This window comes from Aeromonas sp. QDB11 (genome assembly GCF_027705265.1).
GTDB lineage: Bacteria > Pseudomonadota > Gammaproteobacteria > Enterobacterales > Aeromonadaceae > Aeromonas > Aeromonas allosaccharophila.
Genome location: NZ_JAPDBM010000070.1, coordinates 1 through 22,493 on the forward strand (window position 1 = coordinate 1; position 22,493 = coordinate 22,493).

Genomic DNA, 22,493 nt, shown 5'->3' on the forward strand with positions numbered 1-22,493 from the left:
AAAAGAGAGTAATAGATCAGAACGGCCGATCGCCGTCAAGCACTGAAAATAGCAAAATCAGGTGCGGAATGACGGATGGACCACCAAACAGGAGGTGGTCGCCAGAGCAGAGCCTTCGCTGACCGCCAAAACCCTGTTCAAGGTGCCGCGCGGCCAGAATGTAGAGGGGCTGACCGGTGTGGTCATCGTCGAAAAGCCGGGGATAGTCAAAGTTCTGAAACCGGTCACGCTCGGTTATAACGACAAGGGTGAAGGCCCGCTGCTCAAGCTGAAGGCGGGCGAACAGCTGTATACGCTGGCCAGCCTCGGGGAAGGGGCGATGCAGTTCTGGTACCAGGGAAAGACCTACACCCTGGACTATGACTACGAGCGCAACCAGATCAAATATGGTGCCACGCCGAAGAGCCAGTGGTGGGTGAAGATCAGGGACAAGCAGGGACGTGAAGGCTGGGTTGCCGAAGCCAAAAACTTCGCCCATATGGATCGTTTCGAATAGTGAACCATTGCCAGCGCCCTCACAGCGAGGGCGCTGGCAGGCCAGGGGTTACAGCTTGGGTTGCAGCTTCATCTCGTGCAGATACTCCAGCACCTGGGTTTTGTAGTCCGCCTGATAGGAGAACTTGGTGCTGTCGCACGCCGCAATCAGGTTCACCGCGGTGCAGAACAGGGTCGCAGCCAGCAGCCCCTTACCAACCCACTGTGGATAGCGACGGCTCCAGCGCACCAGCAACAGCAGCATCGGGAACAGGGCATAGGGGAAGATCAGCATCAGGTGCCAGTAGTTGAAGATGATGGGCGACAGCGCCGCACTCACCAGCACCGCCAGCACCGCCGCCAGCGCATAGAGGCCGAGCCAGCTCTCGCCACTCACCTCGGTCCGATCACTGCGCAGCAGGCGCGGCTTGAGTTCACGCCACAGCTGCCAGTTGGCCTTGGCCGCCAGCAACACGGTCGCCGCGCCCACCCCGTAGATCACCACCCGCCACAGCCAGACTGCCGCCAGCTGCAGATATTCGTGCCCCGCCAGCCAGATGAACTGGGTGTCGTTGACCAGCTTGCTGGCAAACAGCCAGGAGCCGTAGCGCAGCCAGTAGATCACCGATTTCAGCACCGGATAGACGTGTACCAGCCCCCAGCCGATATAGCGCTGCCGCGCCTCGGGATCCACGTTCTGGGTAATGTGGCTGTTGCTCATCACTTCCATGGCATAGGGGATCAGCGATGCACCGATCAACAGCGCCGCCACCACCACCCCGCTCCAGCTCACCTTGAGAATTCGGCGCCAGAAGAGGTAAGTGGACATCACCGCCAGCAGCGGCCAGGAGTAGTGCAACTGCATCGCCATGCCGATGGCCAGCAGGTGAACAATCATGTGCCAGAAGGAGGCCCGCTCACGCATATGCCAGGCCGACCAGCAGTGCATGGCGGAGAAGAGGAACAGATAGGAGGGGTTGTAGAGCAGGCTCTCGTACTGGAACCAGGGGTTGAGCCAGCAGAGCACCAAAAACAGCAACCGCACCACATTGCTATTCAATACATTGCCATTCAATACACGGTCATCAAACACCTGGCGGATCACCGCATCAAACAGCAGGAAGCCGACCAACCGCATCGCCAGCAGCAGCAACATGGGCGCATAAGGTGAATCCCACAGCAGCAAGGGCCCGCCAATCAGCCATGCCGACAAGCTGCCCGGCACATTGCCCACCGCACTCGCCGCATTGCCATAGCTGAGCCAAACGCCCTCATAAGCCCCAAGGTAACCCTTGTAGAGCATCTGGGTCTGATCGCCACCGATTACTTGCGATACAAAAAATAATATGGATATCCCAATACCGAGTGACAATGCCAGCCCATAACTATCTTTCACCATTTCTTTCTCGCATAACCATTAAAATTGCAGCCCCCTTAAGAAAAAGGTATGCCCCACCATATAATATTTAATAGCATTAAATATGACAATTCATCAATCAGATTTAAGTGTGACAGATGTCATGAATCTGTTTTTTAGTCTCTGATTTTCCTGACTAGCAGTCCAGATATTTCTTTATATTTTCTATACACTCTCTTGACATCAAATGGCCGTTTTTTCAATCCGACGAAATATAACCAGTCGCTCAAGTCTAACTCTAGCGCGAGATTACCTCGTTTATAAAATCTTTCTGTCACATCTAGAGATAACATTTCAGGTGTTGCCACAATAAGATTGTTAGCCACAAAACAAGGCCAGAAATCTGATCCCAATCCTGCATCATCATTAGCCTTATTATTGATCTTCAACGTCTTACCCATCAATATGGACAGCCAATGTAGTAAAAAATATTGCTCCGTTGCAGGATAACGCTCTTTATATCCGGCCTTTAAGTAGAAATGCAGCTGTTCTAATTGTTTTTCTGGCCATATCTTTAGTAGGTCTGTCGTCAGGCCAAAGTCAAATAGATCACTCTTATGGAAAAATACAGGCTTGCCGTAATGTGATGAAATAAAAAAAGCACTACTCGTAATGACTCGGCTATTCAAATAGCAGAAATCACTCACTCTTTCTTCGTTTACATATTTCTGATAGAGCTCTAGAAAACCGCGCCCAGTCACTATATTGTCACTACGAATCTTTACGGCATAAGGGGTTGCAACCATAGCAAGTCCCATATGCACACCATATAATTGTCGGTTATTATTTAATTTTACAAAATTTTCATCATTCATTATAATATTTTGACCAGGATCTTCCAATAGTAAAACCTGATCAAAATCCAAACCATCAATATTCTGACCTTTCCATGTAGACAATATGATTGTGGATGTAGGAAAGTGCGTTCTAATAGACTTCAGACATTGCGATGTGACCCCATCAATTTGAGAACGCGCCTTACTTGCCTGCACCGGCCCTTGTACAACGAACGTAATATCTTGATCATTTATCTTCATTTACTTCATCCTGAGAAAGGAAATCAAGGTATTCGCTTGGCACGCCACAGAAAATAACTTCTTTTCGTTCGATCAAATTATAACGGATCTTTTTACCTTCTTTTATCATTATATTATACATTGGGGCTATATATAACTCCCCTCTGTCCCATTGCGCTGCAGGCAAAGCCTCATATTTTTTATAAGCATCTAAATAGTCATTGCATTTCGCAAAAAAATATAATCCAGTACTACATAAATCTGATATTTTATTTTTTTCAGCCGTCAGCACAACTTCTGTACTACCTTCTTTTAATGGCTTTGCAAAAGACCAATTATCACCATCACCTTTGAAAACCTCTAAATATCCATCACAATAATCAATGAGATCTGGAAAGATGAAGTTATTACGGAAAGAGTCGATATTAAATATTGTGATAGAACCTTGGTATGGAGCATGATTCTTGATAAAATCAAGCAATCCCATCGCTACCGTTTCAGCTTGCCCTCTTGTTTCTTCCGCAAGCGTAGAAATGAAGAATTTCTTTATCCCCATCTTGGTGGCCATTTCTTTTACAAAATCTGCAGTATTGTAAACATCACGAACAATAAACAAAAATTGAGTATTTTCAAAATACATCTGGAAGCTATTAACTGAGTGCTCAAATAGCGTAGCACCATGTGCTGACAACATGTATTTTGGCTTATTATAACCGGCATTAAAAAATCGAGAACTCATTCCTGCCATTGGAATAACAATCATCAGTTAAGCCCCTTTAATATATGGAACAAACGAAATGCGTTTGCGAATAGTGCATTCTGTCTTTTCTGACAATCAGCATGAAGTGGTAACATAGACAAAAATAGATGTATTTGCATAGCGTAAAGAGTCTCTGGCTGGATACTAAAAACCGAGTCAATACGAGAAATATAATATGTTTGAATATCATCAAGCTTGTTGTTTACATGAATTTCAAAGCCTATTTTTCCAGCTGAAATACTTACGTCATAATAACCAGCAATGATCCAATCATACAGACCAATAATAGAGTGACTAAGCTTGGCGATGTCATATGAAGCATCTCCATATATCGTCATTTCACCGCTAGCGGTAATGCCACGAGGGTCGATCACTTTTATTTTTTGTGCACGAAAATCATATAATATATTACTGAAGCAGAAGTCTCCGTGCAGTACAGATGCCAACTCACAATCTTTTGGTAAATACAAATTACATGTATCTAATAAATCCTGAATTGATACAGGCTGAGAATCATTGTATTGCCAACATTCACTTACCGATATATTTTGAGACTGACAATAATCATTGACACGAGTCAATGTTTTCGCCCCAAATAACTCCCTTACTTGATTAGATGGATACTTTTCCGTATTTTTAACACGCTGACAATCCAATATAAAATCTAGACAATTATTAATGATTGGTTTCCAGCAAAAGCTGGGTAATGCGGAGAAAACATAAACCTCATTTAGCGCAGTATTGTGCAAATACTCTAGCCGATACGTAGCTCTACCATCATTTTTTGATGAACCCAAGAACTGAGGTATGTATCCACGCAAAGAAAAAGGAAGTTTTTCAAACCACTCAGCCTCGGCCATAATTTTTACATTATGGATGCTAGATTTTTCAATAAAATATGGCGTAATAACAATCTCATTGAATGCACGCTGGGTGGTAAATTCAGCCTTTGATCTGTAGTACGTATTTACATGCCCAAAATCCAACCACCCATCTGATTTAACTACATTTAACCTGACTTTATGATGATACCTATTTAACCCTTCGAGAAAACTCCAGTTACATTGAGTAATACATCGAATTAGTTCCCTGGCATCCTGGAACTTGAAATATCCATCTATTATAAGACCTTCAACATCGCGATTTTCATCTTCAATCCAATGAATATCCTCATGTTCTAGAGTGGCCCAATTATAATAATACTCAGTCTTTGAAACGCTAACTATATTTTCCCCAATAGGGAGTTGGCCAAATAATGTGTCGCCATAAAGAACATGTAAAGAACGCCCATGACGGTACTCACTCAAATTAACTGCAGCAACCAGGGAGGCTCCAAGGCTGAGACCGACAGGAATGTAAATGACCTTAACCCCCTGCTCCGACAACCATGCAAGGTCACTATCTGATAATTTGTAACTTTCTGGAACAGACAAATAAACATCGGCGCCACTCGGGGCCAGCGCCACTTGATGTTTGAACAAACGACGATTACCCAGCGGCAAGAAACTTGGAGGGATTCTTCCAAATTCAGCCTCCAAATCTTGATTCACATAGGCAGCGGACATGATCAGGAACATGTTTTTTCCTTTTCAAGCAATATATTAATTTCTTCCAATGAAAGTGCAGCAAACTCGGACGGTCTAACCGCCCGATCATCAATATAGAAACCAGACTTGCCACACCACGGCTTACCAACAATAATCTCATCATAAGGGATCTGATGAGAATCAAGCCACTCAGTAATTATTGGCAATGTATGAATATTTATTTTCCCAACATTACCATCAAAGGTTCTCATATTTCTTGCAGTGAATATGACTATTTCAAACCCATTTTGCTTGTAATTTCTAAGCTGCTCAACAACATCCATTCGTGGCAAGACATTTTTATAATCTGAAGTGTCTGCCATTGTCAGAGTGCCATCTAGATCAACAATCAATTTTTTCATCATATTCACCAGATACAATTAAACACCAATAACATGTGTATTGAATTTTTTGTTCTACTTCCTTAATCTAAAAAGCTCCTTTTGATACTCATAAAGAAAACCCAAAACACCTCTACTCTTTGACTTAAGAAAAACCAGTTCCTTGGAACGCTTCCAGCTATGTTGGAACCAGTGGGTCATATATCTTTCTGGGGTGGGTAAATAACTTATTTTTTCACCGCTGTAATCATAAAAAAATGACTGTTCAAAGACTTTCAATTTATTATTTTGTGCATCTTTGTCTATGATATATGTCATGATGTCAGGCCCCATATACAACTCAGAACCCATAATCTCATTTTCATAAAAATCAATCAAAGACGCCAAGTGAGTTGATTTTTTCGTGGCATAAATAATCGCGGTACCAACCTGACATTCGGATTCATAACCGACACAGAAATCATATGATTTAAATAATGGGAAAGGATTTTTATCTATGGTTACATCCGTGTCCAGATAAAGCCCCCCCTCTTCTGCTAAAATTTTTAGCCGTAGATAATCCGTAACAAAGGCATACAATCCTTTGTCATAACATTTTTTGGCAAACTCGCAACCATCAATCCAAGATTTAATTTTTGAGTCTGTTTCTAGCCATAGCCTGTATTTATACCCTTGTTTTCTCCAGTCATCGATACAGACGTGGGCCAGTGGTGGCAAGCAATCACCCAACCATATAGCATGAATTGTCTCAATCTTTTCCACATCAACAGCTTCATTTGACCTGCTCATGCTGACCACCTTGTACTTTAGCTTTTAAATTCCACATTTGCATTCTTACAAATCTATAAAAACGATATGCTTCTCGAGTTAGCTTGAAATGTAATGGAACTTTTTCCAAAATTACTTTATTTTGAATGCAACTCTCCATATCATCGGGGCTATATATAGCGTAAGGTAATATCCCGGTCGCTTTAAGCCCCGTACGATATGATTCACCAATGAAATTATCTACCGAGCACAACCATTTTTTACTATGATTAACAAGCCGCATTGCGCCACTCGGATTAATACTGTAACCGGTAGTAGATCTAACATTGTTGTGCCAAAATAAAATTTGCAAGCCATCCAAAAATTCCAGCGAGGTTGCGTCTCCAATCTGGGGCTCCAGTCGCAAATATTCATATTTATCATGCAGGCAAGATAGCCTTGTAAAAACACTCATGAAGTATTGGGTTGGTAAAAAGTCATCTTCCAATACCATAATCGGCTCATTTAACTCGATGCATTTTTCCCAGAGCAAATAATGACTGGCATAACACCCTTTTTCACCTGGTGTAAGAGGGCGACTACGGAATATTTTACGATGAGTATCATCAGGACATCCTAATAAACGATCAGGAAGTCCATTAAAACCATTTATAGCATCAAAAAATTCAAACTCAATACCTAGGTCATTCATGACTTCCTTAACCCTATTTCGACGTTGAGTTGCATTATCTAAACTAACAATAAAGATCTTCATATGTCACCAACCCTATTTTTTTTATTTTGATACTCAACAAAATCGCTATACAATGAGAATGTATATATGGCACCAAAAAATGTATTAAACACCCACTGCCCAGAACGCATATATAAAAACGATTCAAAATTATTAATTATCAACCAGTACACTAAGAAACTTATTGAAATAGTTTTCATTAATGCGGGAGCATTACTTTTTATTGTTTTATATACAGGGTAAATCATCAGAAAATAAACATATATTAAACCAACTACACCGTATGAAACAGCAGTTTCAAAATTAGAGTTATGGAGATGTCTAAACTCTGCCTTGATATAGTCAGGCAAGACATGCGATTCCGTAATCACCAATGAACGACTTCCATCGCCTGTACCAAGCCATGGATTAGCAAAAAACCAATTAATTGCCTCAAGCCAAGTCTGCAATCTGATACCGATACTCAAATCTTTGACCTCCCGCCAATTTCCGGAGATCATATTATGAAGGTCATCTGGATGTGAAAAACCTGTAGATACACGGCCCATAACAAAGCTGACATGATACATGGCAAAAAACACCATAAATATTGATATATAGACAACTATTGTTTTTCTAAACGAAATATCATCACTTAAATAGGCATAAAGCAATGGTGATATAAGGAGACTTACCATCACAGCAACCCAAGACTGCCTAGACTGGAGCATCAGCAGTAAGCAACCAAGGAATATTAATAATATTGATGTGGTCGTTATCATCAGATAGTATCTATTTCTGCTTTTTTCAGATTTGGCTGCATATGTACAACAAAATATAAAAATAAATGCAGCTCCAATAATTAATGAACCATGCTGAGCATTACGATAACCAAAATCAACTCTGATACCATGCCAGCCTGAAATAACTTGAGCAATAAAGTCAGAGTGATAAAATAGAGTAAATATACTTCCAAGTGAAAACGATAACATAACCAAGAGAGAGCGTTTTACTGAACCCTTAAGCCAAAATGCGATCACTAAAAAGACCAATAGATAAGAAAATGGTTTTATATTAGGATGGTTTTGTGCCAATTCAGGAATAGTGATGGTTGACATAAACCAGCTTGCTGTCTGAACCAAAATACCTATCACTAGTAGTAAAAAAACAATGTTTCTTAAGAAAAAATCCTTATATAAGTAGATTGCGAGCAGCCCCCCAACAACCATTATTGTTTGGAATATATCGCCTATCAATTGAACTGAATCTTTAAAAAAGACATACAAAACCACAGAAAGAAACATCAATGAAGAACAACACTCGCTCTCCAAATAGTGCCTTATAAACTTAGTCATACAAATATATCGCCTGTAACGTAGAGGAAGCTAAATTCTTACTTCCTAAAAATATAATTTCCGCGAATTTTACGCCATAACCCAAACACATCAGTGCGGGGGAAGATGGCGATCCGGCGGATCTGGAAAGGGTCCTGGTGCATCGCTTTGGGGCCACAGTTGGTAGCGACGGCAAAATGATACCCGGCGGCGATAGCCTGCTCCTTGGCGCTGTCGTTCATATCTCCGTAAGGGTAGGCAAACGAGAGCAGCGGATGGCCAAGCAGGGCCTCCAGTTGGCGTTTATTCTCCTGAATTTCATGGGCTTGTTGCTCGGCTGTGAGCTGACTCAAGCGGGGATGGGTCAGGGTATGCCCCCCAATCTCCACATGACCGCTGGCGGCCAGCGCTTTGACCTGCTCGCAACTCATCAATGAAACCTTGGTATCCGGATTGGTCGGATGCTCCACATCCCAACGGTTGTAGCCTTCACCGGTGACCACGTACACCACAGCTTTGTAACCATATTTTTCCAGCAGCGGCAGCATGCGGGTCAGGTTGTCCTGATAGCCGTCATCGGCGGTGATCATCAGGTACTTCTTGCCGTATTGCAGACGGTGGATAAAGCCTTTGTCCGCCAGATCGCGGAACGTCAGGGTTTCATAGCCGAGCCACTTCATCAGGCGCAGATGCTTCTCGAACATGGCGATCGGCATCCAGGTGCCGTGCACCCCTTTCTCGCTATCCTGCTCGATAAAGCGGTGGTACATGATGACCGGCATCTCGCGGCGCAGGGTTTCCACCACCGCATCTTGATAGATGGACTCCAGCCCGGAGACGACACCCTGCAAGCCGTACTCGTCCTGAATGCGCTGCCGAATGACTTCCGGCACCACCTTGCTTGCGAGGGCGGATTCGATTTCTCCCTTCAGGGCAGCAAAATCGATAGCCAGATCCTTGGGACCGATATCGCCAAAATTGCTGGCCAGCGCCTCGTCCAGATTTCGTTCCGTCACCAGACCAATGGCCCTGGCTTCACCAATGGCAAAGGCGGGCCGACCACAGAGCAGTGCTTCCATCGCTACCCGACCGGCACCAATCACCAGATCGCAACTCGCCAGCAGAGCGGGCACATCATCGACATAACCGACAAACTCGGCACGGCCTTCGAAACGGGCAAAGCGCTCCGGTACCTTGGTACCGCTGACAATCCGCACCCGACAGGTATCCAGGTCGAGCACTTCATCGAGCAGACGGTAACAGAGCTCCCCTTTGGGGCCGCTCAAACGGCCAATGATGGCGATCACCGGCTTGGGATTGTCCGGCGCTGGCACAGGCTGGAATTTGTCGGTTTCGATACCGTTGCGCAGCACCTGCACTATCGCGGGATCCACCCCCAGATTGTCGACTATCTGATGGGCAATATCTTCACAAACGGCAACCGCACGATAGCCGAGTGCATGGAAGGCCTTGCGCGAAGCGTGCACCGGCTGGCGACCATGCACCGTGGTGATCATCGGGGTGCCAGTCAGCTTGCAAGCCACATAGCTGCTCCAGCCGGAGGCGCGGGAGTGAGCATGCACCAACTGAATATGATGCTTCTTGATGAGATAGATAAGGTAGAAGACGTGCCAGAAGCGGCGCAGAATGCTGCGCTTGTTGAATCTCAGCGTGAAGACGGGGCCAAGAGTCGGCTTGGTCAGGGTATCTGATACATAAAAGACGTTGTGACCACGCCGGGTCAGTTCGTTACCAACCGTGGTGGCATAGACCTCAGCTCCCGTTACCTCGAGCTGGGAGAGTGCCATCAATATATTCATCGCGCGGTTACCCGGTAGAGAAGAGAGGAACGGCAAGCAGCCACAGAGACCAGAAACCGGAAGCAGGCGAGTGCCCACTTCCGGTTTTGCGCTCAAACTGCCGCGTTGTGCTCACCCGTTAGCGGTTGAGCCAAGCCATGTAATCCGCTACCCCTTCGGCAACGGTTTTAAACTCGGCGTCATAACCCACGCTGCGCAGCTTGGTCATGTCAGCCTGGGTGAAGCTCTGGTAGCGACCCTTGAGGTGATCCGGGAAGGGGATGTATTCGATAGACCCCTTCTGATGATGCTTGATCACCGCTTCGGCCACGTTCTGGAATGGCTCGGCACGGCCGGTACCGCAGTTGAAAATGCCGGAGTGCTGCGGGTTCTGCCAGAACCACAGGTTTACCTTGCAGACGTCGTCGATATAGATGAAGTCACGCATCTGACCACCGTTCGGGAAGCCATCGCAACCTTCGAACAGCTTGGGATTCTCGCCCTTCTTCACCTGGGTGTTGAGGTGGAAGGCAACGGAAGCCATGGAGCCTTTATGCTGCTCGCGCGGACCGTAGACGTTGAAGTACTTGAGGCCAACAACCTGAGAGTTGATCTCCGGCATCCAGCGGCGCACGTACTGGTCAAACAGCTGCTTGGAGTAGCCGTAGACGTTGAGCGGCTGTTCGAACTTGGGATCTTCGATGAAGTTGTCGTTGCGGCCACCGTAGGTCGCGGCAGAGGAGGCGTAAATAAACGGAATTTCGCGCTCGATGCAGTAGTGGAACAGATCCTTGGAGTACTCGTAGTTGACCTCCATGATGAACTTGCCGTTCCACTCGGTGGTCGCAGAGCAGGCGCCTTCGTGGAAGATCACCTCGATGCCGTTGTCCCACTCTTCAAACTCGTCACCGGAGACGATGCGCGCCTGAAACTCGTCTTTGTCCATGTAGTCAGCAATGGTCAGATCGACCAGGTTGACGAACTTGGTGCCGTCGGTCAGGTCATCAATGACCACGATATCGGTCCGTCCTTGAGCGTTCAGCTGCTTGACCAGATTGCTGCCGATAAAGCCAGCACCGCCAGTTACTACGATCATGGAGTTTGCCTCTCGTACGTTGATGGCTACATGTGACTGCTTGTTAAAGCTGTGTATAGTGAGCCAATTTGAAATTGCCGAAAAGTTTATCACGGGCCGTCCGGGGATTCGACCTTGTTCAAAACTGCCCCGAGCGGAACCTGTTGGAGGAATGAGTGATGAAAACCAGAGACAGGATCATTCACAGCGCGACCGAGCTGTTCAACGATCAGGGTGAACGCAACATCACCACCAACCATATTGCGGCGCACATGGGTATCAGCCCGGGCAACCTCTACTACCACTTCCGCAATAAAGAAGACATCATCCACTCCATCTTCGACCAGTATGCCCGTCACCTGAGCGAGAGCTTCGTGCCGACCCGCAACCGTGAAATCACCCTGCAGGATCTGATGGGCTATCTCGATGCCATCTTCTATCTGATGTGGCAGTTCCGCTTCTTCTACGCCAACCTGCCCGACATCCTGAGCCGTGACGAACCGCTGCAACAGAAGTACCTCAAGGCCCAGGAGCAGATGCGCTCCTCCGTGGTCGCACTGCTCAGAAGCCTGCGCGAAGGGGGCATTATCGATGTCAGCGATGAAGACCTGCCGGATCTGGGACAGACCATCAAGATGGTGGTGACCTGCTGGATCCCCTTCCAGATTGCCCAGGCCCCCAACACCCGCATCACCAAACCGCTGCTCTATCAAGGCGTATTGAAGGTGCTGTTCCTGCTGCGCCCCTATGTGCAACCCCAGGTGGCCGGACAGATCCAGCAGCTGGAGCAACACTACCGTCAGCTGGCCCAACCAGCTGGGTGAGATCTGTTTCACATTTGTTGAATATCAGCACAATCATTTGAATTTACCGCAACAGATTGCAGTAAAATGTCGCCCTCTGTTGATACGCAGCTGAAATAGCCAATAAGGATCGAGGATGTCTAACGGATTCTATCGTCACCTGACCGAGCAACTGAACCAGGTGCAAGCTGAAGGGTTGTACAAGCAGGAGCGCATCATCACCTCCGCCCAACAGGCCAGCATCGCCGTCGGCGGTGAGCAGGTACTGAACTTCTGTGCCAACAACTATCTTGGGCTGGCCAACCACCCGGATCTGATCGCCGCCGCCCATCAGGGACTCGACAGCCACGGCTTCGGCATGGCCTCGGTGCGCTTCATCTGTGGCACCCAGGACCAGCATAAAGCGCTGGAGCAGAAGATGTCTGCCTTCCTCGGCACCGAAGACACCATCCTCTACTCCTCCTGTTTCGATGCCAATGGCGGTCTTTTTGAGACCCTGTTCGGCGCCGAAGATGCCATCATCTCCGATGCCCTCAACCACGCCTCCATCATCGACGGCGTGCGGCTGTGCAAGGCCAAGCGCTATCGCTACGCCAACAACGACATGGCCGAGCTGGAAGCCCAGCTCAAGCAGGCTGACGCCGATGGCGCCCGCTTCAAACTGATCGCCACCGACGGCGTCTTCTCCATGGATGGGGTCATCGCCGACCTCAAATCCATCTGCGATCTGGCAGACAAATACGATGCGCTGGTGATGGTGGATGACTCCCACGCCGTCGGCTTTATCGGCGAGAATGGTCGTGGCACCCACGAATATTGCGGCGTGATGGATCGAGTCGACATCATCACCGGCACCCTGGGCAAGGCGCTCGGCGGCGCATCCGGCGGCTATACCTCCGGCAAGAAAGAGGTGATCGACTGGCTGCGTCAGCGATCCCGCCCGTACCTCTTCTCCAACTCGCTGGCCCCCTCCATCGTTGCCGCCACCATCAAGGTGATCGACATGCTGGCCGAGGGTCACGACCTGCGCGCCCGCCTGAAAGAGAACAGCCAATACTTTCGCGAGCGGATGAGCGCCGCCGGCTTCACTCTGGCAGGTGCCGACCACGCCATCATTCCGGTGATGCTGGGGGATGCCAAGCTGGCCTCCGAAATGGCGAGCCGCATGCTGGCTGCCGGCATCTATGTGGTGGGTTTCTCCTTCCCTGTAGTGCCCAAGGGTCAGGCGCGCATTCGCACCCAGATGTCTGCCGCCCACACCCGTGAGCAGCTGGACAAGGCGATCGACGCCTTCATCCGCATCGGCCGTGAACTCGGCGTTATCTGATTTGAATCAAGGGGCTGCAGCCCCTTTTTTCTGCATTCATATTGAAGGAACAGCCATGAAAGCACTCTCCAAACTGCACAAAGAGGTCGGCATCTGGATGACGGATGTGCTGGCTCCCGAGCTCGGCCACAACGACCTGCTGATCAAAATCCGCAAAACCGCCATCTGCGGCACCGATATCCACATTTACAACTGGGACGAGTGGTCCCAGAAGACCATCCCGGTACCCATGGTGGTTGGCCACGAATATGTCGGCGAAGTGGTCGCCATCGGTCAGGAGGTGCGCGGCTTCGCCATCGGCGATCGGGTCTCCGGTGAAGGACATATCACCTGTGGTCACTGCCGCAACTGCCGCGCAGGGCGCACTCATCTGTGCCGCAACACCATTGGCGTTGGCGTCAACCGTCCGGGTGCCTTCGCCGAGTATCTGGTGATCCCCGCGTTCAACGCCTTCAAGCTGCCGGACAACATCCCGGACGAGCTGGCCGCCATCTTCGACCCGTTCGGCAATGCGGTGCACACCGCCCTCTCCTTCGATCTGGTGGGTGAGGATGTGCTCATCACAGGTGCAGGCCCCATCGGTATCATGGCTGCCGCCGTCTGCCGTCACGTGGGTGCGCGCCACGTGGTGATCACCGACGTCAACGAATACCGGCTGGAGCTGGCCCGCAAGATGGGCGCCACCCGCGCGGTCAACGTCAGCAAAGAGAAGCTGGCCGACGTGATGAGCGAGCTGGGCATGACCGAAGGGTTCGATGTGGGGCTGGAGATGTCCGGCGTCCCGAGCGCCTTCCAGGAGATGCTCGACAAGATGAACCACGGCGGCAAGATCGCCATGCTCGGCATCCCCCCCTCCACCATGGCCATCGACTGGAACAAGGTGATCTTCAAGGGGCTGTTTATCAAAGGGATCTATGGCCGCGAGATGTTCGAGACCTGGTACAAAATGGCCAGCCTGATCCAGTCCGGGCTGGATCTCTCCCCCATCATTACCCACAGATTCCACATCGACGACTTCCAGCAGGGGTTCGATGCGATGCGCTCCGGCCACTCCGGCAAGGTGATCCTGAGCTGGGACAAATAACCCATTTCACCCCTTGGTTACCTGAAACCCGGCGAATGCCGGGTTTCTTTTTATCTCCACCGCCTGAATTGCCGTGATATCGCCCAAAACTTTGTACGCAGAGTGTTTAACACTTCACACACAAGCGTTTAAATGGCTGTAACTATTCGGTTATAATCCCGTCGTTTACATGGATAATAAAAGACTGCTGGGAGTATATGAGCGTGTTGAAAAAACTGAGCTATTTGCTGGCTGTCGGGATGACGGCCGCCAGCTTGTCTGGGGCAGTGCTTGCTGCCGATGATATGTCACCGGAAGCCATTGCCGAGCGGATCAAACCAATCGGTCAGGTCTATACCGCCAAGGATCTGGAAGGTATTGCCGGTGCGGGTGCCGCACCGGCTGCGACCGCCTCTTCCGGCCCCCGCGATGGCGAGACGGTATTCAAGGGCGCCTGCTTTGCCTGTCATGATACCGGCGCCGCCGGTGCCCCCAAACGGGGTGACAAGGCAGCCTGGGAGCCTCGCATCGCCCAGGGTATTGATACTCTCAAGAAACATGCCATTGAAGGCTTCACCGGCAAGTCCGGCATGATGCCTCCGCGCGGCACGTGTGCGAACTGCAGTGATGAAGAGATTGAAAACGCCATCCACTACATGATCGACAAGCTGTAAGTATTTGAAAGGGCCGCAATTGCGGCCCTTTCAATCTCTCGGCTTCCGACTACTCTTGTAAGGTAGACATATCGGGAGTTGCTCATGTCGCCCCAAGCTATCGAACCCCACTACTCAACTCCTCTGTTGGCGTTGGTCTCTGCCATTATGGACTTCCCGGCGCCACAATCGGCCACGTCTGACGATTACGATGCCCTGATCCGGCAGATTGACCAACTCTGCCCGCTGCAACACTTCGGCATGCTGGGCCTCGCCGATACTGGCCTGAACTGGCTTTACGCCTACAAGATAAGCGACATATTCAAGCAGCAACTGGGGCGGGAACAGTCCCGCATCACCGATCAGCTCACCCAGCTGGATGAGGCCGAAGGGTGGTGCGTCTTTCCCATCGAGCATGGTCAGGTACAGTGGCTGCTGGCTCGTGGCACACCCACCGATCTGCCGACCCTGCGCCTGCTGCTGGAGTGTCTGGCCAAGCGGCTGACCGAAACCCAGGCGGGCTCCCATCTCACCGAGCTGCCTTCGCCGCTGATCCGCAAAGACCCGAACTGGAAAAAGAAAATCGAGAGCATCAGCCGCATCATGCGGCTGGCCAATACCCTGCCGGGTCAGGCGCTGTTTTCCCAGCTGGAGGCGGTACTGCGCCAAATGCTCGCCATCGAGGACATGCTGCTGGTCAGGCTAACCAGCCAGAAGCTGGAAAAGATCTACCCCGCCAATCCTCATCAGGGGGACGAGTTCATCAGCGGGTTGTGCCACAGCACCAGCAATATCGAGGTGAACAGGGAGTCTCGCTACTGGCACAGCATGCCGCTACGGCTGCAGCAACAGTACTTCGCCCACTTCATCATCAGCACGACCCAGCCGCTGGAAACTGACGACAAACTGTTCCTCGATTTCTTGCGCGGCCAGTTGACCCTGCTGTTGGAGTTGAGACGGATCCGCCAGCAGCTCAACGACATCAATACCGAAGACTCCATCAACCAGCGGCTGCAACAGCTGCGTCAGACCAACCTCAGACTGCAAAAGCAGCTCAAGCAGCATCAGGAGCTGGAACGGCGGTTGCAATTCGATGCGCTCCACGACCCGCTGACCCAGCTGCCCAACCGCGCCCTGTTGATGAACCACCTCAACCACGCCATGACCCACTACAACCGCTATAAATCGCCGGGATTTGCGGTGATCTTCATCGATGTGGATCACTTCAAGCAGATCAACGACACCCTCGGCCACAGCGCGGGGGATCAGCTGCTCAAGGAGGTGAGCCGCCGCCTGCAGACCTGCATCCGGCAAAACGATCTGGTGGCCAGACTGGGGGGCGACGAGTTTGTCATCTATCTGGACAGCAGCAAGAGCGACGATGACATCAGCCCGGTGCTCAACCGCATTATCAGCCGTCTCTCCTACCCGTTCCGGCTACTCGGCAACGAGTTGAGCATTACCGTCAGCCTTGGGGTATCGAGCGTCTCGGAGCAGACCACTGATATCAGCCAGCTGCTCCATCAGGCCGATCTGGCCATGTATCAGGCCAAACGCAATGGTCGCAGTCGCATCGTCAGCTACTCGGATGATTGCATCAACCAGAACTGGAATTCGCCGGAAGAGATGCTGGCCAGAGCCCTGCGGGAGGGGCGCATCGTCCCCTACTTCCAGCCGGTGATCCGGCTGCATGATAGCCGCCTGACCGGACTGGAGGTGATGGCGCGCTGGCTGACCGAGGAGGGCATTCTCAAGGATGCGTTCGACTTTATTCCGCTGGCGGAGCAGTGTGGTCTGATACTGGAGCTGGATTACCAGATCCTGCGCCACACCTGCCAACAGCTGAAGAACTGGCTGCCAATCTCCGGGCAGAGCAAGTTCAAGGTCGCCATCAATCTGTCGGGCAAGCATCTGGTCAACCATGACCACATCATGCGGCTGATGGGAATTATCGAAGAGGAAGGGGTCGCCCCCGGCTATCTGATTTTTGAATTCAACGAGCGGGAGCTGTCGCGGCAAGATTCCGATGCGCTCGCATCCCTGCATGACCTGAGGGCTAAGGGTATCCAGATCAGCCTCGATGATTTCGGCACCGGCTTCTCCTCCCTCAACGCCTTGTTCCACTTCCCGGTGGATTACATCAAGGTGGATGACAGCTTTACCCAGAGGATGCTGCAATCGCCCAAAGATTTGGCGCTGATCCGCGCCATGCGGGATATCTGTCAGGATCTCGATTACACCCTGGTCGTCGAGGGGATCGAGAACCAGCAGCAGTTGCAGAAGCTGATTGATATCGGCTGTCGGATGGGGCAAGGGCGCTATATCTCTCCGCCCATGCCGGGAGCAGATATAGTGCCGCTACTGACCCCGGCCAATCCTTAGGGTTAATCCTTCTTGAACAACGCCCGCAGGTTGGCAACACCGACCTGCCCCTTCTGCTGGCGCTCCTCGGCAGTCACCTTCTTCTGGTTTTCCCATTCAAGGTCATCCTGCGGCAGCTCCAGCAGGAAGCGGCTCGGCTCCGGACGTACCGATTCGCCAAACTGGCGCCGCTCCTTGCAGAGGGTAAAGGTCAGCTCGGTCTGGGCCCGGGTGATGCCCACGTAGGCGAGACGCCGCTCCTCCTCGACGTTGTCTTCATCTATGCTGGTCTGGTGGGGCAGCAAGCCCTCCTCCATCCCCACCATGTAGACATAGGGGAACTCCAACCCCTTGGAGGCATGCAGGGTCATTAACTGCACCTGATCGGCATCATCCTCCCCTTCGTTGCGCTCCATCATGTCGCGCAAGGTGAGGCGAGTGACCACCTGTGCCAACGTCATCGACTCTTCCAGCTCATCTCCTTCCAGCATCTCGGTGATCCAGCGATAGAGGGTGGAGACGTTCTGCATCCGCATCTCGGCCGCTTTCGGACTGGGCGAGGTCTCGTAGAGCCACTCTTCGTAGTGGATCTCCTTGATCATGTCCCGCACCGCCTCCACCGGATTGCCACGCAACGCCTGATCGCCAAGGCGCACCAGCCAGTTGGTGAATGCCTGCAGGGCCACGAGGCCGCGTCCGGAGAGGTGCTGCTCCAACCCCAGCTCGAAGCTGGCGGCAAACAGGCTCTTGCCGCGCTGATTGGCATACTGCCCCAGTTTTTCGAGGGTAGTGGGGCCAATCTCGCGGCGCGGCAGGTTGACCACCCGCAGGAAGGCGGTGTCCTCATCCGGATTCACCAGCAGCTTGAGGTAGGCCATGATGTCCTTGATCTCGGTGCGGGAGAAGAACGAGGTGCCGCCGGAGATGCGGTAAGGAATCCGGTTGGTCATCAGCGCCTTTTCGAAGATGCGCGACTGATGGTTGCCCCGATAGAGGATGGCGTAATCCTTGAACCGGGTGCGGTTCATAAACTTGTGTCCCATCATCTCGGCGGCGATCCGCTCCGCTTCGTGCTCCTCGTTCTTGGCGAACAGCACCTTGAGCTTCACCCCCTCATCCAGCTCGGAGAAGAGCGCCTTGTCATAGACGTGGGGGTTGTTGGCGATCAGGATGTTGGCGCACTTGAGGATCCGCCGCTTGGAGCGGTAGTTCTGCTCCAGCTTGATCAGCTTGAGGCTGGGGAAATCTTCGCTCAGCAGCACCAGATTCTGCGGCTTGGCACCGCGCCAGGAGTAGATGGACTGGTCGTCATCCCCTACCACGGTAAAACGAGCCCGCTCGCCGACGATCTGCTTCACCAGCTCGTATTGGCTGGTGTTGGTGTCTTGGTACTCATCGACCAGCAGATAGCGGATCTTGTTCTGCCAGCGCTCACGCACCTCCTGATTGCTCTTGAGCAACAGGGTCGGCATCACGATGAGGTCGTCAAAATCCAGCGCGTTATAGGCCACCATCTGGCGGTGATAACGCTCGTAGAGCTGGGCCATCAGCACCTCTTCCGGCCCGCGAGCGATGCGCATGGCGCGGGCTGGCAGGATAAGGTCGTTCTTCCAGTTGGAGATTTGGCTGATAAGGGCCGAGAGCTTGTCCTTGTCGTTGTCGAGCTCGTCTTCAGTCAATTCTTTCAGCAGCGCCAGCTGGTCGGTGTCGTCGAACAGGGAGAAGTTCGCCTTGAGATTCAGGCTCTTGTGCTCACGACGAATGATATCGAGACCCAGGGTATGGAAGGTGGAGACCATCAGACCCCGCGCCTCCTTGCGCCCCAGGGTCTGGCCGACCCGCTCCTTCATCTCCCGCGCCGCCTTGTTGGTAAAGGTGACCGCAGCTATGTTGCGCGCACTGTAGCCGCACTGCTGCACCAGATAGGCAATCTTGTTGGTGATGACGCGGGTCTTGCCCGATCCGGCACCCGCCAGCACCAGGCAAGGGCCGGAGACATACTTGACCGCTTCGTTCTGATTGGGGTTGAGCTTCATGGGCCGGATCTCTTGGCTTATGATGAGGGGCGGCATTGTACCAGAAATCACCCGACGAGCCGTACCTGCTGCACGGCAGGCAACCGCCAATCGGGCTTATCGCACCTTGTGTTCGGGCGCTATTTTCAGGATCATGGCCGACCTTCGAAATGATGACTTTTTCCAGATAGTGAGGGGAGCATGAATCAGCAACAGCACAACCAACTGCGCAGCCAGTTTCCGGCCTTGGCGCAGGAGGTAAACGGCCACCCTCTGGTCTATCTGGACAACGCGGCCACCACCCAGAAACCGCAAGCGGTACTGGATGCCATCGCTCACTACTATCGGGCCGACAACGCCAACGTGCACCGCGCCGCCCACGCCCTGAGTGGCCGCGCGACCCGCGCCTTTGAGGCTGCCCGCGAGACTGTCACCCGCTTTATCAATGCGCCCCGCAGCCACGAGGTGATCTGGACCCGCGGCACCACGGAGGCGATCAATCTGGTGGCTCAGAGCTGGGGGATGAGCGAGCTCAAGGCGGGGGACGAAATTATCCTCAGCACGCTGGAGCACCACGCCAATATCGTCCCGTGGCAGCTGGTCGCCCAGCGTACCGGCGCGGTGATCCGGGTTATCCCACTCGATAAGCGGGGCGATCTCGATCTAGCCGCCTATCACGCCATGCTGGGACCACGCACTCGGCTGGTGAGCGTGGCCCACGTCTCCAATGCCCTCGGTACCGTCAATCCAGTCAAAGAGATAGTGGCTGCCGCCAAAACGGTTAGCGCCGTGACGCTAATCGACGGCGCCCAGGCAGTGGCTCATCTCGAGGTGGATGTGCAAGCCATCGGTTGCGACTTCTACGCCTTCTCCGGCCACAAGCTCTATGGCCCGACCGGCATCGGTGTGTTGTGGGGCCGCACCGAGCTATTGGAGCGGATGCCGCCCTGGCAAGCCGGTGGCGAGATGATCGATCGGGTCAGTTTCAGCGGCACTACCTTCAATACCCTGCCTTTCAAATTCGAGGCGGGCACCCCCCATATCGCTGGCGCTATCGGCCTCGCCGCCGCCATCGACTTTGTGATAGGGCAAGATAGGGAATGGCTCGCCCAACATGAGCAGGCACTGACCGACTATCTGGTAGCTGGCCTGCAACAGGTGCCGGGGCTGCGTCTGATCGGCGAACCCGGCCAACGCGCCGGAGCGGTCTCTTTCCTGCTCGACGACATCCACCCGCAAGATGCCGCCACCCTGCTCGATATGCAGGGGATCGCCCTGCGAGTCGGCCATCACTGCGCCATGCCATTGATGGAATCGCTCGGGATCGGCGGCACCATGCGCGCCTCGCTGGCCTGCTACAACAATCGGGATGATGTCGACGCTCTGCTGGCCGCCCTGCACAAACTCAGTGACTTCTTCTAAGGCAGACAACCGAATGAGTGATCTCGCAAGCTATACCCAGATTGGCCTTGAGCCCAACGCCGACACCATCCGCCAGCAGTTTGCCGCCGCTCACGGCTGGGAAAACCAGTACCGGCTCATCATCCAGCTCGGCAAACTGTTACCCGTACTACCCGGCGAATGGCAGCAGGAGGCATTCCGCCTCAAGGGGTGTGAGAGCCAGGCCTGGCTGAAGGGAGAAAAGAGTGAGGACGGTTGCTGGCACTTTGCCTGTGATTCCGATGCCCGCATCGTGCGGGGCCTTATCGTCATCGTGCTGGCCGCGCTCAACCACCAATCGTCTGCGGCGATCCAGGCTTTTGATATGGAAGGGTATTTCACCGAACTGGGACTTGAGAAACACTTGAGCCCGTCACGAGGTAACGGGCTCAGAGCGATCGTGCAGGCGATCCGGGGGCGGGTTGTCTAACCCGCTTTGTGTAGAGGTCGATTACGCTTCGCCAATCGCCTCTGCTTCTATATTCCCGGCCTCTTTCTCGGCGCGGGCGCCCCGCTCGGCAATCTTCTTCAATACCCGGGACGCGGCAACCAGCCCGAAGGTTGCCGTCACCGGCGTCACGGCGCCAAAACCGGAGGCGCAATCCATCTTCATGGTGCCATCGCTTGCTGCCTTGGCCTGACAGGTGCCACCATTACCATCCGGATAACTCAGCTGCTCGGTTGAGAAGACACATTCCACCCCGAATTTGCGCGCCGGATTCTTACTGAAGTTATGCAACCGGCGCAGGTCGGATCGCACCTTCGCGGCCAACGGATCCTGAATTGTCTTGGCCAGATCGGCCACGGTGATTTGGGTCGGATCCATCTGCCCGCCAGCACCACCCGCCACAATCACCGGGATCTTGTTGCGCTTGCAGAAGGCAATCAGCGCCACCTTGGCCTTGACCGAGTCGATGGCGTCCACCACATAGTCAAATTCCCGCTTGATATGTTCGGCCAGGTTGTCGGCAGTAACGAAATCATCCACCTCGATCACTTCGCAATCCGGATTGATGGCGCGAATACGCTCGGCCATCACCTCGGTCTTGAGGCGGCCAACCGTCCCCTGCATGGCGTGGATCTGACGATTGGTGTTGGTGATGCAGATATCGTCCATGTCGATCAGGGTGATCTGGTTGATACCGGTACGGGCCAGCGCCTCTGCTGCCCAAGAGCCCACGCCACCGATTCCCACAACACAGACTTTCGCTTGGCTAAAGGAACGTAAGGCGTTCTGACCATAAAGACGGGCAATGCCCCCGAATCGCTGTAGATATTCTGCGTTCATACCACCACCTTGCTTGAGGGCGGCCATTATAGCGACAACCACCGCCAGCGGCGACGGCAGATTCGGAGAAAATTGAGGAGGAAAAACAGAGACAACGACAGAGAAGAGGGAATAAAGGTCAATATTTAGACTATTCTCTGAATTTCAGGCAATAAAAAACCCCGCTCGATGAGCGGGGTTCTTAAATTGGGTGCCTGGCAGTGTCCTACTCTCGCATGGCGAATGCCACACTACCATCGGCGCTACCGCGTTTCACTTCTG

Annotated in this window: 20 protein-coding genes; 8 read left to right on the top strand and 12 right to left on the bottom strand. The window is 51.9% G+C overall.

The features are described 5' to 3' along the window. Window positions 1–61: 61 nt before the first annotated feature. The gene (locus OKC40_RS18705) at window positions 62–496 is read left to right on the top strand and encodes a hypothetical protein (RefSeq protein ID WP_270796553.1); all 435 of its coding nucleotides are present in this window, start codon (window positions 62–64) and stop codon (window positions 494–496) included. 48 nt (window positions 497–544) lie between these two features. Here OKC40_RS18705 and OKC40_RS18710 read toward each other — a convergent pair whose 3' ends face one another. The 10 genes from OKC40_RS18710 to rfaD form a co-directional block, all read right to left on the bottom strand. After that, window positions 545–1,777 carry a 3-deoxy-D-manno-octulosonic acid transferase gene (locus OKC40_RS18710; protein WP_270796554.1) on the bottom strand — a complete coding sequence of 411 codons (1,233 nt, stop codon included), beginning with the start codon at window positions 1,775–1,777 and terminating at the stop codon, window positions 545–547. A gap of 230 nt (window positions 1,778–2,007) precedes the next feature. After that, a complete protein-coding gene (locus OKC40_RS18715; RefSeq protein WP_270796556.1) occupies window positions 2,008–2,928 on the bottom strand; it encodes a WavE lipopolysaccharide synthesis family protein in 921 nt (306 codons plus the stop codon). After that, entirely contained in the window at window positions 2,915–3,670 is a 756-nt protein-coding gene (locus OKC40_RS18720; protein WP_234601267.1) for a glycosyltransferase family 2 protein, read from the bottom strand. Before OKC40_RS18720 ends, OKC40_RS18715 begins: the two co-directional genes overlap by 14 nt. Next, on the bottom strand, window positions 3,670–5,244 hold the full coding sequence (locus OKC40_RS18725) for an aminoglycoside phosphotransferase family protein (protein WP_234601266.1): 1,575 nt from the start codon (window positions 5,242–5,244) through the stop codon (window positions 3,670–3,672). Before OKC40_RS18725 ends, OKC40_RS18720 begins: the two co-directional genes overlap by 1 nt. After that, window positions 5,235–5,615, bottom strand: a complete 381-nt coding sequence (locus OKC40_RS18730) for an HAD hydrolase family protein (protein ID WP_270796559.1) — start codon at window positions 5,613–5,615, stop codon at window positions 5,235–5,237. The genes OKC40_RS18725 and OKC40_RS18730 overlap by 10 nt, the downstream gene beginning before the upstream one ends. 54 nt (window positions 5,616–5,669) lie before the next feature. Continuing rightward, a complete protein-coding gene (locus tag OKC40_RS18735) occupies window positions 5,670–6,383 on the bottom strand; it encodes a glycosyltransferase family 32 protein (RefSeq protein WP_234601264.1) in 714 nt (237 codons plus the stop codon). Further along, the gene (locus tag OKC40_RS18740; protein WP_234601263.1) at window positions 6,367–7,116 is read right to left on the bottom strand and encodes a glycosyltransferase family 25 protein; all 750 of its coding nucleotides are present in this window, start codon (window positions 7,114–7,116) and stop codon (window positions 6,367–6,369) included. The genes OKC40_RS18735 and OKC40_RS18740 overlap by 17 nt, the downstream gene beginning before the upstream one ends. Further along, window positions 7,113–8,429, bottom strand: coding sequence for an O-antigen ligase family protein (locus OKC40_RS18745; protein WP_270796562.1), 1,317 nt, complete (start codon window positions 8,427–8,429; stop codon window positions 7,113–7,115). Before OKC40_RS18745 ends, OKC40_RS18740 begins: the two co-directional genes overlap by 4 nt. 38 nt (window positions 8,430–8,467) lie before the next feature. Continuing rightward, window positions 8,468–10,228 carry a polysaccharide deacetylase family protein gene (locus OKC40_RS18750; RefSeq protein WP_270796563.1) on the bottom strand — a complete coding sequence of 587 codons (1,761 nt, stop codon included), beginning with the start codon at window positions 10,226–10,228 and terminating at the stop codon, window positions 8,468–8,470. A 118-nt stretch (window positions 10,229–10,346) separates the two neighbouring features. Then, on the bottom strand, window positions 10,347–11,303 hold the full coding sequence (rfaD, locus tag OKC40_RS18755) for an ADP-glyceromanno-heptose 6-epimerase (protein WP_040069912.1): 957 nt from the start codon (window positions 11,301–11,303) through the stop codon (window positions 10,347–10,349). Between the two features lie 158 nt (window positions 11,304–11,461). On the opposite strand from rfaD, the gene OKC40_RS18760 reads away from it, so the two are divergent. The 5 genes from OKC40_RS18760 to OKC40_RS18780 all read left to right on the top strand — a co-directional run bounded on the left by OKC40_RS18760 (window position 11,462) and on the right by OKC40_RS18780 (window position 17,510). Beyond that, the gene (locus tag OKC40_RS18760) at window positions 11,462–12,106 is read left to right on the top strand and encodes a TetR/AcrR family transcriptional regulator (RefSeq protein ID WP_005340848.1); all 645 of its coding nucleotides are present in this window, start codon (window positions 11,462–11,464) and stop codon (window positions 12,104–12,106) included. Window positions 12,107–12,221: 115 nt separating this feature from the next. Next, window positions 12,222–13,412 (top strand): glycine C-acetyltransferase, encoded by a 1,191-nt coding sequence (locus OKC40_RS18765; RefSeq protein WP_270796566.1) that lies wholly within the window; start codon window positions 12,222–12,224, stop codon window positions 13,410–13,412. Window positions 13,413–13,467: 55 nt separating this feature from the next. Continuing rightward, window positions 13,468–14,496 (top strand): L-threonine 3-dehydrogenase, encoded by a 1,029-nt coding sequence (tdh, locus tag OKC40_RS18770; protein WP_234601259.1) that lies wholly within the window; start codon window positions 13,468–13,470, stop codon window positions 14,494–14,496. Window positions 14,497–14,693: 197 nt separating this feature from the next. Further along, on the top strand, window positions 14,694–15,149 hold the full coding sequence (locus OKC40_RS18775) for a c-type cytochrome (protein ID WP_162518200.1): 456 nt from the start codon (window positions 14,694–14,696) through the stop codon (window positions 15,147–15,149). Window positions 15,150–15,233: 84 nt separating this feature from the next. Further along, window positions 15,234–17,510, top strand: coding sequence for a putative bifunctional diguanylate cyclase/phosphodiesterase (locus OKC40_RS18780; protein ID WP_270796569.1), 2,277 nt, complete (start codon window positions 15,234–15,236; stop codon window positions 17,508–17,510). A 2-nt stretch (window positions 17,511–17,512) separates the two neighbouring features. Here OKC40_RS18780 and rep read toward each other — a convergent pair whose 3' ends face one another. Beyond that, window positions 17,513–19,525, bottom strand: coding sequence for a DNA helicase Rep (gene rep, locus OKC40_RS18785; RefSeq protein ID WP_005340859.1), 2,013 nt, complete (start codon window positions 19,523–19,525; stop codon window positions 17,513–17,515). Between the two features lie 180 nt (window positions 19,526–19,705). On the opposite strand from rep, the gene OKC40_RS18790 reads away from it, so the two are divergent. Both OKC40_RS18790 and OKC40_RS18795 read left to right on the top strand, forming a co-directional pair. After that, window positions 19,706–20,926 (top strand): aminotransferase class V-fold PLP-dependent enzyme, encoded by a 1,221-nt coding sequence (locus OKC40_RS18790; RefSeq protein ID WP_270796570.1) that lies wholly within the window; start codon window positions 19,706–19,708, stop codon window positions 20,924–20,926. Between the two features lie 13 nt (window positions 20,927–20,939). After that, a complete protein-coding gene (locus OKC40_RS18795; protein ID WP_270796571.1) occupies window positions 20,940–21,374 on the top strand; it encodes a SufE family protein in 435 nt (144 codons plus the stop codon). Between the two features lie 21 nt (window positions 21,375–21,395). Here the strand turns inward: OKC40_RS18795 and tcdA are convergent, their stop codons facing one another. Continuing rightward, a complete protein-coding gene (gene tcdA / locus OKC40_RS18800) occupies window positions 21,396–22,232 on the bottom strand; it encodes a tRNA cyclic N6-threonylcarbamoyladenosine(37) synthase TcdA (RefSeq protein ID WP_270796572.1) in 837 nt (278 codons plus the stop codon). Window positions 22,233–22,493: the final 261 nt, after the last annotated feature.

What these genes read in the sequence shown, in the direction of transcription:
- OKC40_RS18710 (WP_270796554.1), bottom strand. Translation starts at nt 1,777, where the DNA reads ATGCTCTACAAGGGTTACCTTGGGGCTTATGAGGGCGTTTGGCTCAGC.
- OKC40_RS18715 (WP_270796556.1), bottom strand. Translation starts at nt 2,928, where the DNA reads ATGAAGATAAATGATCAAGATATTACGTTCGTTGTACAAGGGCCGGTG.
- OKC40_RS18720 (WP_234601267.1), bottom strand. Translation starts at nt 3,670, where the DNA reads ATGATTGTTATTCCAATGGCAGGAATGAGTTCTCGATTTTTTAATGCC.
- OKC40_RS18725 (WP_234601266.1), bottom strand. Translation starts at nt 5,244, where the DNA reads ATGTTCCTGATCATGTCCGCTGCCTATGTGAATCAAGATTTGGAGGCT.
- OKC40_RS18730 (WP_270796559.1), bottom strand. Translation starts at nt 5,615, where the DNA reads ATGAAAAAATTGATTGTTGATCTAGATGGCACTCTGACAATGGCAGAC.
- OKC40_RS18735 (WP_234601264.1), bottom strand. Translation starts at nt 6,383, where the DNA reads ATGAGCAGGTCAAATGAAGCTGTTGATGTGGAAAAGATTGAGACAATT.
- OKC40_RS18740 (WP_234601263.1), bottom strand. Translation starts at nt 7,116, where the DNA reads ATGAAGATCTTTATTGTTAGTTTAGATAATGCAACTCAACGTCGAAAT.
- OKC40_RS18745 (WP_270796562.1), bottom strand. Translation starts at nt 8,429, where the DNA reads ATGACTAAGTTTATAAGGCACTATTTGGAGAGCGAGTGTTGTTCTTCA.
- OKC40_RS18750 (WP_270796563.1), bottom strand. Translation starts at nt 10,228, where the DNA reads ATGAATATATTGATGGCACTCTCCCAGCTCGAGGTAACGGGAGCTGAG.
- rfaD (WP_040069912.1), bottom strand. Translation starts at nt 11,303, where the DNA reads ATGATCGTAGTAACTGGCGGTGCTGGCTTTATCGGCAGCAATCTGGTC.
- OKC40_RS18760 (WP_005340848.1), top strand. Translation starts at nt 11,462, where the DNA reads ATGAAAACCAGAGACAGGATCATTCACAGCGCGACCGAGCTGTTCAAC.
- OKC40_RS18765 (WP_270796566.1), top strand. Translation starts at nt 12,222, where the DNA reads ATGTCTAACGGATTCTATCGTCACCTGACCGAGCAACTGAACCAGGTG.
- tdh (WP_234601259.1), top strand. Translation starts at nt 13,468, where the DNA reads ATGAAAGCACTCTCCAAACTGCACAAAGAGGTCGGCATCTGGATGACG.
- OKC40_RS18775 (WP_162518200.1), top strand. Translation starts at nt 14,694, where the DNA reads ATGAGCGTGTTGAAAAAACTGAGCTATTTGCTGGCTGTCGGGATGACG.
- OKC40_RS18780 (WP_270796569.1), top strand. Translation starts at nt 15,234, where the DNA reads ATGTCGCCCCAAGCTATCGAACCCCACTACTCAACTCCTCTGTTGGCG.
- rep (WP_005340859.1), bottom strand. Translation starts at nt 19,525, where the DNA reads ATGAAGCTCAACCCCAATCAGAACGAAGCGGTCAAGTATGTCTCCGGC.
- OKC40_RS18790 (WP_270796570.1), top strand. Translation starts at nt 19,706, where the DNA reads ATGAATCAGCAACAGCACAACCAACTGCGCAGCCAGTTTCCGGCCTTG.
- OKC40_RS18795 (WP_270796571.1), top strand. Translation starts at nt 20,940, where the DNA reads ATGAGTGATCTCGCAAGCTATACCCAGATTGGCCTTGAGCCCAACGCC.
- tcdA (WP_270796572.1), bottom strand. Translation starts at nt 22,232, where the DNA reads ATGAACGCAGAATATCTACAGCGATTCGGGGGCATTGCCCGTCTTTAT.